Annotated in this window: 2 protein-coding genes (1 of these 2 only partly in view); both read right to left on the bottom strand. The window is 75.7% G+C overall.

The annotated features are described in order from the left end of the window. Positions 1-8421, bottom strand: the beginning of a protein-coding gene (locus OP86_RS38675; protein ID WP_157849681.1) for an SDR family NAD(P)-dependent oxidoreductase. It extends 14772 nt beyond the left edge of the window; the window shows 8421 of its 23193 coding nt (coding positions 1-8421); its start codon is at positions 8419-8421; its stop codon lies off the left edge, out of view. After that, positions 8418-17054, bottom strand: a complete 8637-nt coding sequence (locus OP86_RS38680) for a non-ribosomal peptide synthetase (RefSeq protein WP_078588637.1) — start codon at positions 17052-17054, stop codon at positions 8418-8420. Before OP86_RS38680 ends, OP86_RS38675 begins: the two co-directional genes overlap by 4 nt. Between the last annotated feature and the right edge of the window lie 34 nt (positions 17055-17088).

The following is a 17088-nucleotide window of genomic DNA, read 5'->3' on the forward strand; positions in this document are numbered from 1 at the left end:
TTCCTCGCCGCCATAGGCACGGCCGGTGTAGAGCATCTCGGTCGCGAGCGCCGAGCCGAGCCGGTGCTCCAGGATGTACGTCGCACCGAGGCCCGGGGTGAAGCCGTGGGCGAGGAAGTTGGCCGCGTAGGTCGCCTCGCGGGCGGCCACCACGACGTCGGCGTACAGGCCGAAGGCGAAGCCGCCGCCGGCCGCGTGTCCGCGCACCGCCGCGACCACCGGGAGCGGGCAACCGAGCAGGCCCTGGTAGACGAACGCGGCGTCGGTGAAGCTGCCGTTGCCGGAGGCGAGCTGGTCGAGGGCCTGCGGCGTGCCGCCCATGCAGAAGACCTGGTCGGTGCCGGTGAGCACGACGGCCTTGAGCTCCGGCCTGGTCGCGATCTCGCCGAACACCGAGGTCAGGCCGTCGAGCACGGCGTCGGTGAACATGTTGCGGCCCTCGGTGTCGGCCATGGTGACCAGGGCGATGTCGCCGTCGACCACGGTCAGGCTCACCACGGGGGCACCCGGCGCGCTCGGCACAGCCGGCCCGGCGGGCGCGACGGCGGGCGCCGCCTCGGCCCGGCTCGACTCCCAGCCGCCGATCCAGTACCGCTTCTCGTCGAGCGGGTGTCCGGGCAGCGGCACCCGGTTGGGGCGGTCGGCCGGCCTGGGCAGCTCGGACCAGTCCACGTCTTCTCCTTCTGCCCAGCGGGCGGCAGCGCGGTGGTACGGGGAGGTTTCCGCGGTACCGGACGAACCGGGCCAGAAACCGTCGGGGTGTGACTCGCCGGCGAGGAAGGCGCGCAGGCCCCGGTGGAGCGCGGCGGCGTCGTCCGCCACGAAGGCCAGGCGTTCAGCGAAGACCGCGCGGCCCTCGCGGAGGGTGAAGCACAGGTCGGCGAGCGGGAGTCGAGGTCCCCCCGCGCCGGCGGTGAGGCTGTCGATGCTCTCGGCCAGGTCGGGTGCGCCGGGGAGTCCGGCGGCGCTCACCCGGTCGAGCCCGAGGCCGGCCAGCGACTCCGCGGGGTCGACCGCGCCGGGCGGGACGCCCAGCAGCGCGGCGACGTCCGTCAGCAGCCGCTCGCGCCGACCCGCACCGACCTCCGGTCCGAGCAGCGGCAGGAACGCCTCGGCGTAGGCCCGGAGCGCGGGCGCCGAGCGGGCCGACAGGGTGAACACCTGCCGCCCGCCGGCCGGCGTCCGCCGGGCCGGGCGGTGCTCCTCCAGCAGCACGTGGGCGTTGGTCCCGCCGGCACCGAACGCACTCACCGCCGCCCGGCGCGGGCGGGCGCCCTCCGGGTCGGGCCAGTGCGCCGCGTGCTGCTGGACGGTGAAGCGGGAGTCCGCCAGCTCCAGGTGCGGGTTCAGCCGCTCCGAGTGCAGGGACGGCACCAGCGTGCGGTGCCGGAGCTGCAGCACCGTCTTGGTGACCCCGGCGATGCCGGCGGCCGCCTCCAGGTGGCCGATGCTCGCCTTGACCGACCCGATCGCGCAGGGCACGGACCGCGCCGCGTCGCCGTGCGCCCGGTTCAGGCCCGCGATCTCGATCGGATCGCCGAGGGACGTGCCGGTGCCGTGCGCCTCGACGTACGAGATCGACTCGGCGGGGACGGCGCTGCCCGCCATGACCTCGGCGATGAGCCGGGCCTGCGCGGCCGGGTCGGGCACCGTGAAGCCGCTCGACCGGCCGGTCTGGCCGACCCCGGTGCCCTTGATCACCGCGTGGACGTGGTCGCCGTCGGCGAGCGCCCGCTCCAGCGGCTTGAGCACGGCCACGCCGACGCCCTCACCCGGGATGTAGCCGTCCGCCTCGGCACCGAAGCTGCTGCAGCGGCCGGTCGTCGAGAGGAAGCCGCCCTGGGTGAGCTGCCGGTACTTCTCGGGGTGCACGGTCAGGTTGACGCCACCGGCCAGGGCCATCGCGCACTCGCCGCGGCGCAGGCTCTCCACCGCCAGGTGCAGGGCCACCAGCGAGCCGGAGCAGGCGGTGTCGACCGCGAGGCTCGGGCCCTGGAGGTCCAGGGTGTAGGAGACCCGGTTGGCGACCGAGGTGGCCAGTGCGGTCGGCGCGACGCCCTGGTCCGTACCCGCGAGCAGGTAGTGGCCCCACATGACGGCGGCGAAGACGCCGGTCCGGGGCTCGGCTCCGGGGCGGTGCCCGGCGTTCTCCAGGGCCTGCCAGGCGGTGGTCAGGAACAGGCGTTCCTGCGGGTCCATCCGTTCGGCCTCGCGTCGCGACACACCGAAGAAGCCGGCGTCGAACCGGTCGATGCCGTCCAGGAAGCCGCCCTGCGGGCGATCGCTCCCGCCCGGCCAGCGGTCCTCGGGCACGGTGGTGACGCAGTCCCGGCCCGCCAGCAGATTCGCCCAGAACCCGTCCAGGTCCGCGGCCTGCGGGTAGCGGCCGGCCAGCCCGACGATCGCGATGTCGCCGGACCGCGTGGACGGCGGTGTGACGGGCGGTGCGGACGGCGGCGTGACCGACGGCTCCGGCGCCCGCCGGGGTTCCGGGCGCGGCGCTGCGAGGCCGGACCGGAGGCGGGCCGGGTCGCCGTGGGCCACCGCGATCCGGGGCTCACCGAGGGTCAGGGCCGCCTCCAGGGCGGCCATGCCCTCGGCCGCGGGCATCGGGTGGAGGCCGGTGGTCCGGGCGAACGCGGCGATGGCGTCCGCAGGCATCCGCATGCCGCCGTCCTGCCAGTAGGGCCAGGCGACGGACAGCGAGACACCCGGCACCTCGGCGGCGCGACGGGCGGCCAGGCCGTCGCAGAAGGCATTGGCGAACGCGTAGTCACCCTGGCCGGGGCTGTCGAGCAGACCCGACAGGGACGAGAAGACCACGAACAGGTCGAGGCCGTCACCGCGCGTCGCCCGGTCCAGGTGGGCCGCGGCCAGTGCCTTGGCCCCCAGGACCTCGGCCGACTCCGTCGGCGACTTGGTGAAGTACATGCCGTCGCGCAGCACCCCTGCGCAGTGGAACACTCCGTCCAGCCCGCCGAGCGCGGCGCGGGCGGCAGCCGCGGCGGACTCGGCGCCCGCCCGGGTGCTCACGTCGGCGCGGGCGTAGCCGGCCGCGGACAGCCCCGCGACCCACGCCGGCTCGGACGACCGGCCGACCAGCAGCAGTCGCGCGCCCCACTCGGCGACCAGGTGCTCGGCCAACAGCCGGCCGACGCCGCCGGCACCGCCGGTGATCAGGTAACGGCCGCCACGACGCAGCGGGCTCGGTGTGCCCCCGGCCGCAGGCGTCTCCACCAGCGCGCCCACCGAGCGGACCGCGCCGTCCCAGCGGGCCTCGCGGCCCTCGGCCGGCTCGCCGAGCACCCGGCGCGCGATGTCGCCCGGCGCCGTGGTGCCGGTGACGAGCACCGCTCGGCAGGCGACGACCGGCGTCTCCGCGGTGATCGTCCGGGCCAGCGCGGCGGCGGCGGTGAACACCGGGCCGTCCCGGAGCGCGAGGCAGAGCACCGAGATCTGCTCGGTCGGCCGCCGGTCGACGCAGCCGGCCGCGATCGACCACAGCGCCTGGTGGGCGGCCTGCGGGTCGTCCGGCAGGACGAGCACGATCCGGCGCTCGCCGCGCGCCGCCGCAGCGGCCCGGTCGAGCCGGTCCACGGCGGTACCGGGGAAGGCGGCGGCGAGTTCGGCGGAGGCGCCGACCAGCAGCACCGGCTCGTCCGCCGGACCGGCGGTGAGCGGCTCCTCGGACCAGACGGGCCGCAGGAACAGCGTCTCGGACGGCCCGTCGGCCGGGATGCCCGACGACACCTCCGGCTCGCCGACGGCGGGCGGCACGGGAGCACTCGGCTCGCCGTACTCGGCGGTCAGGTGCGCGGCCAGGTCCGCGATCGTGGCGTGCTCGAACAGCAGGGTCGGGTACAGCCGCTCGCCGACCACGCCCTCCAGCTCCCGGCCGATGTCCAGCAGCGCCGCGGAGTCCAGGCCGAGCTCGTAGAAGCCGGCGGTGTCGGAGATCGACGCGGCCTCCTGGTCGAGCCGGGCCGCCAGCATGGTCCGCAGCCGCGCCGCGTACCCCCGGGGTGCGCCGCCCGCGGCGGGCCGAGCGGGCAGGGCGGGCAGGGCGTCTTCGGCCGGCAGGGCATCCTCGACCGACGGCTCGTCCTCGGCCGGCAGGGCGAGCAGCCCGGCGTGCCGGATGCGCTTGCAGGCCAGTCCCCTGACCTCCGCCACGAACGCCCCGGACCCGTCGTAGATCAGGTAGTCGTTGTGCATGACGTCGCCGGACGCGGCGACCCGCTCCTGACGCGGCACCAGCACATGGCAGGCGCCCCGGAGCCCGCGCGAGCGGTGCCGGGCCCGGAAGGAGTCGATGTAGACCGGGATGAACGGCTCACCCAGCAGCGGGGTGCGCGCGAACGCGACCAGCGTGGACGCGTCGAGCAGCCCCGGGTGCAGGGCGATGGAGCCGAGGTCGGCGGACGCCGCGACGTCCAGGCGGGCCAGCAGCCGCTCGCCGGCCAGGTGGAGGCCACCGACCGCGGACATCCGGGGGCCGTGCACGATCTGCTCGGCCCGGGCCTGGGCGTAGAGCTCCGCCATGTCCCGGACCTGCGCGGCCTCGGCGATGATCGCCCGCGGGTCGATCGGCGCCGGCTCCGCCTCGTCGGAGTACGCGAGGGTGGCCTTCAGGTGGCAGCGCCACTCGCCGTCGGGCCCGCTGCTGTGCACCTCGACCTGCTGCGCGACGCCGTCCGGTGCCGCCGCCGTCACCCGGACCTCGCGCTCCATGCCGGGCCTGGTGCGGATCGGGTCGATGAAGAGGATGTCCGAGAGGACGGCCCGGTCGGGGTCGAGTCCCGCCGCGGCGACCGCCTGGAGGATGAGCTCCAGCAGGGCGACGCCGGGGAGAACCGGGATTCCGTGGACGTGATGGTCCTCGAAGACGAAGTCGGTGTGCCGGACCACGGACCGGTGGGTGAAGGCCCCGGCCTCGACGGCCCGCGGCACCGACGGCGCGGCCGGCTCCGCGTCGAGCCACAGCCGGCGGCGCTCGAACCGCGGCGCGGGCAGGGCGGCGCGGCGCGGCTGGTGGTCCTCGGCCGAGCCGACGATCACGTGCACGTTGGTGCCCCCGAAGCCGAAGGAACTCACCCCCGCGAGCCGGCGACCGGCAGCCGGCCAGGGAGTCGTCCGGACGGCCGGGTGGAACGGCGAGGCAGCGAAGTCGAAACGAGGGTTCGGGTGCTCGCAGTTGAGCGTCGCCGGGATCTCGCCGCGCTCGACCGCGAGGACGGTCTTGAGCAGGCCCGCGATGCCGGCGGCGCTCAGCAGGTGCCCGATCCCGGACTTGACGCTGCCGATGGCGCAGAAGCCCGTCCGGTCGGTGCTCTCGCGGAACACCCCGGTCAGCGCCCGCAGTTCGATCGGGTCGCCGATCATCGTGCCGGTGCCGTGCGCCTCGACCATGCCGATCCGGTCGGCGGTCACCCCGGCGGCGGCCAGCGCCCGCCGGACGACCTTGGCCTGCGCGGTCGGGTTCGGGGTGGTCAGGCCCATGGTGTGGCCGTCGTTCCCGGTGGCGACGGCCTCGATCACGGCGTGGATGCGGTCGCCGTCGGCCAGCGCGTCCTCCAGACGCTTCAGCAGGACGATCCCGCAGCCCTCACCGGGCACGAAGCCGTCCGCCGACTCGTCGAAGACCGCGCAGCGGCCGCGCGGCGAGATCGCGCCGATCGCCGAGAACTCCAGATAGGGGCGCTCGTCGAGGAGCACCTCGACGCCGCCTGCGATCGCGGCGTGCGACTCGCCGGAGAGCAGGCTCTGCACCGCCAGCCCGACCGCGACCAGCGCGGACGAACAGGCCGTGTCGACCACCAGGTTGGGGCCGGTGAAGTTGAACTGGTGGGCGACCCGGGCCGCGACGAAGTTCGGGTCGGCGCCGAATCCGCTGCTGTCGCCCCGGATGCCGATCCGCCGACCGTAGCCGGAGGGCCGGGCGCCGATGAACACGCCGACCTCGCGCCCCCACAGCTCGCGCGGGCCGTACCCGGCGTCGGCGAGCCCGGTGGCGACGCCCTCCAGCACCAGGCGGACGGCCGGGTCGAGGCAGCGGGCCTCGTCCTCGCCGAGCGCGAAGTACTCGGGGTCGAAGTCCTCGATGCCCGACACGAAGCCGCCCCACTTGGAGACGGACCGCTCCGGGTAGAGCGCCGTGTGGTCCCAGCGGGCGGCGGGCACCTCGTCCACCGCGGAGCGGCCGTCCCTGAGGTTGCGCCAGAACTCGGTGAGGTCCGCCGCGCCGGGCAGCCGCCCGGACATCCCGATCACCGCGATCCGGCCCGACGGCCGGGCCTCGGCGGTGGCGGGCCCGACGGTCGGCGCCGGCTCGGCGGCGAACTCCCGCCGCAGGTAGGCCTCCAGCTGATGCACGGTGGGGTGTTCGAGCAGGGCCGTGGGCTCCAGCGGCGCGCCGAGCCGCTCCTCGATCCGCCGGACCAGCTCGGCGAGCATGACCGACTCCACGCCCAGGTCACCGAACTCGGCGTCGTGGTCGAGCAGGGCCACCGGGACGCCCAGGGCGGTCGCCACGATCTCGGCGATCGCTCCGGCAGCCGGGGCCGAAGCGGACGCCGGTCGCGGGGCCGGGGCGTCGGCCGACGTGACCACCGGCCGCACCGGCTCCGCCGGCTCGGTCGGCTCGGCGGGCTCGGCGGGCTCGGCGGGCTCGGCGGGCTCGGCGGGCTCGGCGGGCTCCGTCAACTCCGGCCAGGGGACGAGCAGTCCGGCCGTCGACTCGACGAGGACCCGGTCCAGTACGGCGAGTCCGGCCCGGTCGGTCAGGTCGCCGATCCCGAGCCGGGCGCCCGGGTTGGGCCCGGGCATCCCGGTCTCCCGCCAGCTCGGCCAGGCGACGGCCCGGAACTCCGGCCGCCCCGAACGCCGCTGGTACTCGGCGACGTAGCCGAGGTAGGCGTTGGCGGCGGCGTAGCCGGTCACCCCGGCCGCGAGCGCGGGGACCTCCGCGGCCAGCGAGGAGAAGAGGACGAAGAAGTCCGGCCGGTCCCCGGCGCACGCGTCGGCGAGCACGGACAGTCCGGCCACCTTGGGCTCGGCGACCTCGGTGAGGTCGGCCGGCCCCATGAGCGTGAACGGGGTGGTCCGCGCGGGGAAGGTGCCCGCGCAGTGCAGGACGCCCCCGACGGGGCCCAGCTCCGCCCGGACGCCGCGCAGGAAGGCTTCCAGCGCCGGCCGGTCGGTGAGCGCACCGGTGTGCAGGCGCACGGTGGCGCCGAGCGCCTCCAACCCGGCGACCGCCTCGGTGCCCCTGGGTCGGCGGCCGAGAATCGCCAGCTTGCGCGCGCCGCGGCCGATCAGCCAGCGGGCGCAGAGCGCGCCGATGCCCCGGGTGCCGCCGGTGACCAGGTAGACCCGCTCGGGGTCGAGGCGCACCGGGACGGGCCGGGCGTCCTCCCGCCGGGCGTCCTCCCGCCGGGCGAGGACGGCGACCGAGCGGACGCCGTCACGCAGGCAGACCTCGGCGCCGGGCCGGCCGCCGAACCACTCGGCCGCGATCGTCCGGGCCGCCTCGCGCGGCCACCACTGCAGCCCGCCGAGGTCCAGCAGCCGGGTCCACAGGCCCGGGTGCTCACCGGGCAACGCCCGCAGCAGACCCGCCATCCGGGCGCCGGCGAGCGACGGCGCCGCGCCGTCCACCGGCTGGAGGCCGTCGCTGACGTGCAGCGCCCGCAGCTCGCCCGAGCCGGTGAGCAGCCGCTGCAGCACCTGGACCCGGGCGAGGAAGCTCGCCTCGTCCGGCTCGTCGGCGTCGAGGTCGCACAGGTCGATCCAGCCGGCCACCGGGCCGGCGACCGGCTCCGGCCGCACGGGGTCGACCAGCACGACGTTGTCGTGGCCGAGGAAGGCGCCGAGCTCCCGGGCCACCGCCCGGGCCGGAGCGGAGTCCGCGAGGCAGACGACGGTGCCGCTCGCGCGGTCCGGCGTGGGCTCGGGCAGGGCGTGCTCCCAGCGCTTCTCCAGCAGCGGGACGCCCGGCCGGTCGGCGGGCCGCCCGGGCAGCCAGTAGGCGTCCCGGCGGAAGGGGTAGGTCGGCAGGTCGACGAAGGCCACCGGAGTGCCGTGCAGGGCCGTCCAGTCGACGTCGCCGCCCTCGACCCAGCGGGCCGCGAGCTCCTGCGGGTCCGTGGCGGTGACCACACCGGACGCCGCCGCCCGCCCCCGGTGCACCCGGCCGAGGTCGCCGGCGAGCACCTCGGCGAGGCGTTCGCGCAGCTCGTCGAGGGAGGACACCGCCATCGCGAGCCGCTCCCGGAACGGCTCGCGCCCGATCTGGAGCGTGGCCGCCAGGTCTGCCAGCGGCGGGGCGGAGGAGTCCAGGAAGTCCGCCAGTCGCCGCGCGGTCGCGGTCAGGCGGTCCGCGTCGGTCGCGGACAGGACCACCACCTGCGTTTCGGATGTCACGACGGGTACTCCTCAAGAATCACGTGTGCGTTCGAACCACCGGCGCCGAAGGAGCTGAGTCCGGCCCGGCGCAGCGGGCCCGGCCACGGCGCGGCGGCGGTGTGCAGGCGGAAGGGCAGCCCGTCCCACGGAACGGCCGGGTTCGGCGGTTCGCCGTGCAGGGACGGCGCGAGGGTGCGGTGCCGCAGTTGCAGGACGACCTTGGTGAGGCCCGCGATGCCCGCCGCGCCCTCCAGGTGGCCGATGTTGGACTTGACCGAACCGATCGCGCAGCTGCCCGGCGGCAGGTCGCCGAAGGCGAGCCCGAGGCCGTCCAGTTCGACCGGATCGCCGAGCGCGGTGCCGGTGCCGTGCGCCTCGACGTAGGAGATCGACTCGGGGGCCGCGTCCGCCCGGCGCAGGGCTGCGCGGATCACCTCGGCCTGGCGCAGCGGTTGCGGCACGGTGTAGCCGTTGGCCCGACCGCCGTGGCCGACGGCGGTGCCCTTGATCACGGCGAGGATGCGGTCGCCGTCGGCCTCGGCCGCGGCCAGGGGCTTGAGCAGGACCGCGCCGACGCCCTCGCCCGGGGCGAAGCCGTCGCCGTCCGCCCCGAAGGAGCGGCACCGGTGGTCGCTGGAGGTCATCCCGAGCCGGGCCTGCTCCACGAACTTGTCCGGGTGCAGGTTGAGGTTGACCCCGCCGACCAGGGCGGCCTCGCACTCGCCGCGGTGCAGGCTCTCGCACGCCAGGTGCAGCGCGGTCAGCGACGAGGAGCACATGGTGTCGACGGTGAGGCTGGGGCCGGTGAGGTCGAGGAAGTAGGAGACCCGGTTGGCGATGCCCGCAGTGGACGAGCCGGCGCTGACCGGCGCCCCGCGCAGGGACTGCTCGACCCCGAAGTAGCCGTACTCGCGGTACATCGTGGCCGCGAACACCCCGACCTGGCCCCGGTGGCGCCCGGCCAGCCGGGTGCGCGGGTAGCAGGCGTTCTCCAGGGTCTCCCAGACGACCTCCAGGAACAACCGCTCCTGCGGGTCCATCAGTTCGGCGTCCCTGGGCGTGATGCCGAAGAACAGCGGGTCGAACGCGGTGACGTCGTCGAGGAAGGACCCGATCATGAGGGCGTCCGAGCGGGGCCGGTCCGCGGGCACCGGGCGGATGCTGTCGCGGCCCTCCAGCAGGTTGTCCCAGAAGCTGTCCAGGTCGGGTGCGTCCGGGTAGCGGCCGCCGATCCCGATGATCGCGATGTCGGCGTGCTCCGGCCGCTCGGCGGCCTCGACCGGGTGGGTCGTACCGCGCCCGGCCGTGCCCCGCTCCGCCGTCCGCCGCTCGGCGAGGTGCTCGGCGAGGTGCTCGGCGACCGCGAGCAGCGTCGGATGGCGGAAGAACAGCGTGGCGGGCAGCTCGCCGTACTCCTCGGCGAGCCGGGCGTTGAGCCTGGTCACCAGGAGCGAGGTCAGCCCGTAGGCGTCGAGCGGCGCGCGGACGTCGATCCGGTCGGCCGGGATCTCCGACAGTTCCGCGTACAGCAGCCGCAGCCGCTCCGCCACGGCCGTGGGGCCGGCCGGGACCGGGACAGCGGGTACCCGGGCGGCCGGTACCCGGGCGCCGGGCGCGGCGGTGTCCTCGGCGTCCTCGGCGTCCTCGGCGTCCAGCCAGAGCGGTGCCTCGGCGAAGACCTGGGCCGGCAGTGAGACCCGGGTCGGCGGGTCGGGCCACAGCGCGGCCCAGTCGACGGCCCCGCCGGCCAGCCAGACGTCCGCCAGCGTCTCGGAGCCCGGCTCGCGCAGAACGTCCGGGTGCGGGCGGCCGTCGAGGAAGGCCGTGAGCCGGGTGGCCAGGGACTCGAAGTCGGTGCAGCGCACGGCGATCCGGGCGGGCAGCGCGAACGACGCGGTCTGGGTGGTGTACGCGACCGCCGCCAGGTCGGCCTCGGCGCTCCACCGCGGGAGCCGGCCGAGCATCCGGCGGGCGACCGCCGGCAGGCTGTCGGCGTCCGACGCGGTGAGCAGCACCAGTGAACCGGTCGGCGATCCGGTGCCGGTACGGCGCCGCGCCGAGGGCTCGCGGACCAGGATCTGTGCGAGCGCGCCGGCTGCGCCGTACGAGCTGACCAGGGCCCGGCGCGGCCGGCCGGCCCCGGTCCAGTCCGCCGGGCCGGTGACCGGGCGGACCGGCAGCCGGTCCCACGGGATCAGCGGGTTCCGTTCCGCCGCCCAGAGTGTGGGCACGATCCGGCCGTGCCGGAGCTGGAGCAGCACCTTCGTCAACTGCGAGAGCGCGGCCGCCGGTTCGAGGTGGCCGAGGTTGGGCTTGATGGTGCCGACCATCGGGCCGTGCTCGAAGACCTCGCCGAGCGCTTCCAGTTCGGCCGCGTCGGCGAGCGCGGCGCCCGCGGCGCTCGCCTCGACGTAGTCGACGTCCGCGGGGTCCAGCCCCGCCGCGGCGAGCACCGACCGGATCGAGGCCGCCATCGCCGCCTGGTCCGGCATCCCGTAGCGGTCGACGGCACCGACGTGTCCGATCCAGCTGCCGTCCAGCACGGCGTGGACGACGTCGCCCGCCGCGTCGGACGCCCGGCGCAGCAGCAGCGCGCCGCCGCCCTCGCCGAGCAGCCAACCCGGCCGCCCGGCGTCGAGCGCTCCGGTCGGGACGCTCTCGGCGAGCAGGCCGGCGTCCCGCAGGACGGCGCGGCGGTACGGGTGCGCGACCACGTTGGCCGCGGCGACGATCGCGGCGTCGCACTCGCCGTCCCGCAGGCTCTTCACCGCCAGGTGGAGTGCCGTCGCGGACGAGGAGCAGGCGGTGTCGACCGCGAGGCTCGGGCCGTCGAAGCCGAAGAACTGGGACACCCGGGCGGGGATCTCCGAGGCGACGGCGGTGACCTGGGCGGCGCCGTCGCGCCGCCAGGAGTCCGCGCCGACCTGCTGGTAGTCCTGCCACATCGCCCCGACGAAGACGCCGACCCGGGGCGCGGTGGAGGCGAGCGAGGCCGGACTGTGCCCCGCGTCGTTGAGGCAGTGCCAGACCGCCCGGAGCACCAGCCGCAGCTGCGGGTCCAGGGCCTTGGCCTCGACCGGGGCGAGCCGGAAGGCCAACGCGTCGAAGGAGGCCACGTCGTCGAGGTACGAGCCGTGGACGCCGGCGGTGAGCCCGGGGCGGCCCGGGGGCGGCGCGCCGACCGCGGAGCGGCCGGCCACCAGGGTGTCCCACAAGGCGTCCAGGTCCTCGGCGCCCGGGTACCGGCCGGCCATGCCGATCACCGCGATCCCGCTGTCCGGGCGCGGCGCCGGGGCCGCGAACGGGGGGAGCTCGCCGGTTGCCGCCACCGCCGGGTGGTCCGCACCGCCGCCGACGAACGACAGCAGCAGCCGGTGGCCGTCCCGGAGGTCGAGCGCCTGGCGCAGCCCGGCCTCGGAGACCTCGCCGATCGGGCAGAGGCCGAGGCCGCACGCGGCCTGGCCCATCATCAGCAGCTGGGCGATGTGGCCGGACTCGATCGCGAGGAAGCGGTCCGCGGCGGTGCCGTAGACGGGCTCGATCGCGTCCGACTGGCCGACCAGGTGGAGGGTGAACCGTGCCCGGTCGGCGATCGGCCGGTTGTAGTAGAAGTGCCCACCGGTCTCCGGGCCCGCGTCGCTCACCCGCTGCAGCGCGTGGGTCTCGGGGTGGTAGTAGTAGCTGCCCGCGCCGAGGCCCTCGACGGCGGCGGCCCCGACCTGGAGGTAGACCTGCACCGCGTAGGTGTCGCCGGCGGACGGGTAGAGGTGCCGGTCCCGGCCGTCGACGGTGACCTTGCGCAGCAGCCCGAGCAGCCGGGCGAGGTCGTGCGCCGGCACCGGGCCGGGCTTGAAGTCCCGTCGGCTCGCCCGCCAGGCGAAGTACTCGGCGGTCGGCGGCTCGGAGGCGAGCCGGACGGTCTCGACCGACTCGCCGTCCTGCCGCAGGTGCAGTCGGCGCGCCTTGAACTCGGCGCGCTGGTCCGCCGCGAAGAAGTCCACCGGCGCGGGCCCCTCGGCCGTCGGCTGTTCGGCCGTCTCGGGCTTCTCGGCCGTCGGCTGTTCGGCCGTCTCGGGCTTCTCGGCGGCCCCGGGCTTCTCGGCGGCCCCGGCCGCCCCGAGCGCCTTGGCGATGCCCCGGCAGGTCGGCTCGGAGAGCACCGCGGACACCGGGATGCGCTTGCCGTACCGCTGCTCCAGCACGTTGGAGACCTGGACCACGGTGAACGAGGTGGCGCCCTCGTTCCACAGGTCGGCGTCGGCGGCGATCCCGTCCAGACCCAGCTGGGCCGCGAAGACCGCGGCGATCTCCTCCGCCAGGCGCTCCTCGGTCATGCCCCGCTCGGCCGGGCCCGGTGCGGCCGGGCTCGGTTCGGCCAGGCCCTCCGTGCCCCGGCTCCCACCCGCCCCGAACTCGGGTGCGGCGGTGCCGCCGCCGTTCAGCAGTGCGGCACGGTCCAGCTTCCCGTTGGAGGTGGCGGGGAAGACCTCGCAGAACCGGACCACGTTCGGCACCATGTGCGCCGGCAGGGTCTCGGCGACGAAGGCCCGGAGCTCCGCGCCGGTCACCGGGGCGGACGCGATCACGAAGCCGTGCAGCCGGTCGGCGTCCGCCAAGGCCACCGCCTCCTTGACCGCCGGGTGCTCGCGCAACCGGTGCTCCACCTCACCGAGTTCGACCCGGAAGCCGCGCAGCTTGACCTGGGTGTCCTGGCGGCCGAGGAAGGTCAGGTTCCCGTCCGGGAGGTACGCGGCCCGGTCGCCGGTGCGGTAGAGCCGCTCCCCGGGGCCCGCGAACGGATCGTCGACGAAGCGCTCCGCGGTGAGCTCGGCCATCCCGTGGTAGCCGCTGCTCAGGCAGACGCCGCCGATGAAGAGGTCGCCCTCGACCCCCACCGGGCAGGGCTGCATGGCCTCGTCCAGCACGTGGTAGCGGGCGTTGTCGATCGGACGCCCGTACGGGATGCTCCGCCACTGCGGATCGATCTCGTCGACGTCGAAGCAGTTGGACCAGACGGTGGCCTCGGTGGCGCCGCCCAGGCTGACGATCCGGGCGCCCGGGAACGCCGCCCGCACCTCGTCGGGCAGCGTCAGCGGGGTGTAGTCACCGCTCAGGAAGACCAGCCGCAGCGCGTCCCGACCGCCCTGACGGGCCGTCGGCAGCAGCGGGGCGACCTGGGCGAGCGTCGTCGGCGCGGAGTTCCAGAAGGTGATGGGCTCGTCGAGCAGCACGTCCAGCAGCAGGGCCGGGTCGCGCTGCTGCTCCTCGTCGGCGAGGTAGAGGGCGCCGCCGCAGCCGAGCACGCCGAAGATGTCGAACACCGACAGGTCGAAGCCCAGCGAGGTCACGGACAGGCCGAGGTCGTGCTCGCCGAAGTCGTAGGTCCGGCGGCACCAGGCGATGAGGTTGAGCACCGGCCGGTGGGTGACGGCGACGCCCTTGGGCGTACCGGTGCTGCCCGAGGTGAAGATCACGTAGGCGAGGGAGTCCGCCGTGGAGCGCGGGGGCGGCTGGGGCGTCCACTCCTCCGGGCGAAGGTCCTCCAGCGCCAGTTCGGTGACCGGATCGGGCAGCGCGGTGCCGGGGGTGCGGGCCGTGGTGAGAACGATCGAGGCGCCGGTCAGCTCCAGCATCCGGGCGGTACGGGCCGCCGGAAGGCTCGGCTCGACGGGCAGGTAGGCGCCGCCCGCCTTGAGGATGCCGAGGACGGCGGCGACCATCTCCGGGCCCCGGGACATCCGCACACCGACGATCGTCCCGGCGCCGACCCGGTGCTCGATCAGCCGCCAGGCGATCCGGTTGGCCAGGGCGTCCAGCTCGGCGAAGGTCATCGTGCCGCGGCTGCTGCGCAGCGCCACGGCGTCCGGGGTCCGGAGGGCGTGGTCGGCGACCAGCTCGTGGCAGAGGCGCTCGGTGCTGAACCAGCGGGCCGTGTCGTTCCATTCGTGGAGGATCCGGTGGCGTTCCTCCCGCGGCATCGGCTCCTGCGGCGCCGCCGCCTCCGGCATCCTCGGCGCGGCCGGCTCGCGCTCGGGCGCGGCGCCCGGCACCACTGCGGCGATCCGCTCCTCGACCAGCGCGGTGAACTCGGCGAACGCCTCGGCAAGGAAGCCCTCGGCAAAGTCACCGGGGACGGCGTCCCAGCAGAGGAACAGCGTGCCGTCCGGCTCGATCAGGCTGATGCAGTCCAGGCTCACGCCCGGGGTGCTGCTCAGCCACCGCCCGGTGGCGGGCACCTCGGGCAGGGCACGGGCGTCGACCGCGCAGGTGTAGACAACCGGGTAGCCGACCGCCCCCTGCCCGCGCAGGACGCGGCGGCGCAGTTCGCCCAGGCCGCTGCTGGAGCGGCCGGTGGGGAGCGCGGCGAGCTGGCGGCCGTACGCCGCCTCACGGTCGCTGCCGGTGACCGAGCGGACCCAGCCGAGGACGGTGTGCTCGCCCGGCCGGGCATGCCGAGCCTCGGTCCACTGCACCACCGGGAGCCCGAACTCGGCGTCGGCGGCGTGCCGGCCCAGCACCTCGGTGAAGGCCGCGAGCAGCAGCAGGTCGGGCGAGTCGGCCGAGGTCCAGCGGAGCGTACGGGACCACCGGGCGCGGTCGCGGGCGCCCGTGCCGTCCGGCGCGGGCAGCCGGGGGCCGGTCGGCAGGTCTGCCAACTGGCCGTCCCACGGAGCGGGCTGCGGCACCGCCCGGACGGGCACGGGAGCCGGAGCGGTCCACCCGCAGTGCCGGGCGACGAGCTCGCGGCTGAGCCGGTGGATGCTGTGCGCGTCGAACACCGCCAGGTCGAAGGTGCAGTGCACGGTCGAGCCGCTCACCCGGACGTCGAACCGGGGCCACCGGCCGAACGGCAGGCCCTCGCCCGTCAGCAGCTCGGTCCAGGCAGCCTCGTCGGCCAGCACCGGGATCCGCCAGGTGCCCTCGCCGCGCGGGATCGTCCACAACGAGCCGTCCTGCCGGATGACGGTTCGCATCGCCTCGTACGCGTCGACCATCTCGGTCAGCGCGGCTTCGAGCCGCTCCGGGACCAGCTCCGGGACCTCGAACGACAGGCTCATCCGGGCGCCGTGCCAGGGTTCGCCGTCGCCGCCGCGCTCGGCCACGTAGTAGGCCTGCTGGAGCGGGTTCAGTACGGCACCGGACGGCTCCGGGACGCGCCCCGCCATGGTGAGCGCGTTGGCGAAGGCGGCGAAGGCCGGTGCGGCGTGCTCGTCGGGCAGGGCGTCGGCGACGTCCCAGCGGTAGCGGAGCGCACCGTCCTCCTCCCAGACCTGCGCCTCCAGCAGCACACCCGAGGTCTGGCTGACCGCGGCGGTGACGTTCCGGCCGAAGCCGGGCTCGGCCGGGCCGGTGCCGAGCAGGCTGGTGAACACCACCGGCAGGACCGGCGGGGTGCCGCCCTTGGCCCGCAGCGCGCGCAGCGCTTCGACGGTGCCCACCGAGCAGTGCTCGACGGCGGCACCGAGCTGCCCGTCGAGCTCGCGGACGGCCGCCTCGAACGGCGCGCCGCTCACCTCGACCACGGCGGAGGAGGTGAACGGCCCGACCAGGGCCGCGGCGGAGGCCGGCAGTCGGAGCCGGTCGGTGGTGGTGACGACCAGGGTGTGCGCGGGGGCCGCGCCGCCGGTGACCAGGGCCTCGCCGAAGAGCGTGACGAGCAACGCGTTGGGGGTGACGCCGAGGCTCCGGGCGCGGTCGCGGGCGGCCGCCCACAGCTGCGGGGCCAAGGTGCCGTCGAGGGCGCGGCGCCGCCCCTCGGGGCGGTCCGTGAGCTCGGCGAACGGCCCGGCCGGGCAGTCGGCCAGCCGGTCGGTCCAGTACGCCAGGTCGGCCCGGTGGCGCTCACCGCCGCGCCGGCCGTGCAGCGCGAGGACGCAGTCCCGGGCCGACGGGCCGCCCGCCGCCGGCCGCAGGGTCCCGGTCCGGTAGACCTCGGACCACTCGGCGAGCACCAGGGCCAGCCCGTGCCCGTCGGTGACGCTCAGGTCCAGGCTGAAGTGGACGACACCAGGCATGTCATGACGGAGCGTCACCTCGATCGTCGCGGGCGGCCAGGTGCCCGCCGGGTAGGCACGGCTCTCCAGCCGCGCCCGGGCCTCGGCGGGGTCGCGGTCCCGGTGCACCGGGAAGGTCCACTCCCCCGCGTCCGGCCGAACCTGCTGTCCCTGCGTGGTGACGGCGGCCCGCAGCATGTCGTGCCGCTCCACGACCTGGCGCCAGGCCAGCTCCAACCGCCCGACGTCCAGGCCGTCGACCTCGAACTCCAGGTACTGGTGGCAGCCGGAGCCGTCCGGGCCCAACTCCTTCGCCAACAGGTAGGACTCCTGCATCGGCGTGAGCGGGAACGGCTCGAACCGCTGCTCCACGCCGTGCTCGACCACACCGGCCGCGCCGAACGCGCCGGACGCATCGGCGGCGGCCAGCGCGGCGGCGACCTTGACGGCGAGCCCTCCCGCGGTCAGCCGGTCGTCGAACGGGCCGGCCGGCAGTTCGGCGTCGAACTCCAGGCTCGACTCCAGCCAGAGCCGGGCGGCCAGAATGGAGTCCATGCCCTGCTCGCGCAACGGCACGGCCGGGTCGAATACGCCGGGAACGAGCTCGTGGAGAAGCCGGGTGACGAATTCGAGTACTTCCCCTGCCGACCGACGCATCCAATCCTCCTGAGTACGGGCTTGGGCCCAAATC

This window comes from Streptomyces novaecaesareae (assembly GCF_000716875.1).
Classification (GTDB): domain Bacteria; phylum Actinomycetota; class Actinomycetes; order Streptomycetales; family Streptomycetaceae; genus Kitasatospora; species Kitasatospora novaecaesareae.

Coding starts and splice junctions, on each gene's coding strand:
- OP86_RS38680 (WP_078588637.1), bottom strand. CDS start 17,054: ATGCGTCGGTCGGCAGGGGAAGTACTCGAATTCGTCACCCGGCTTCTC.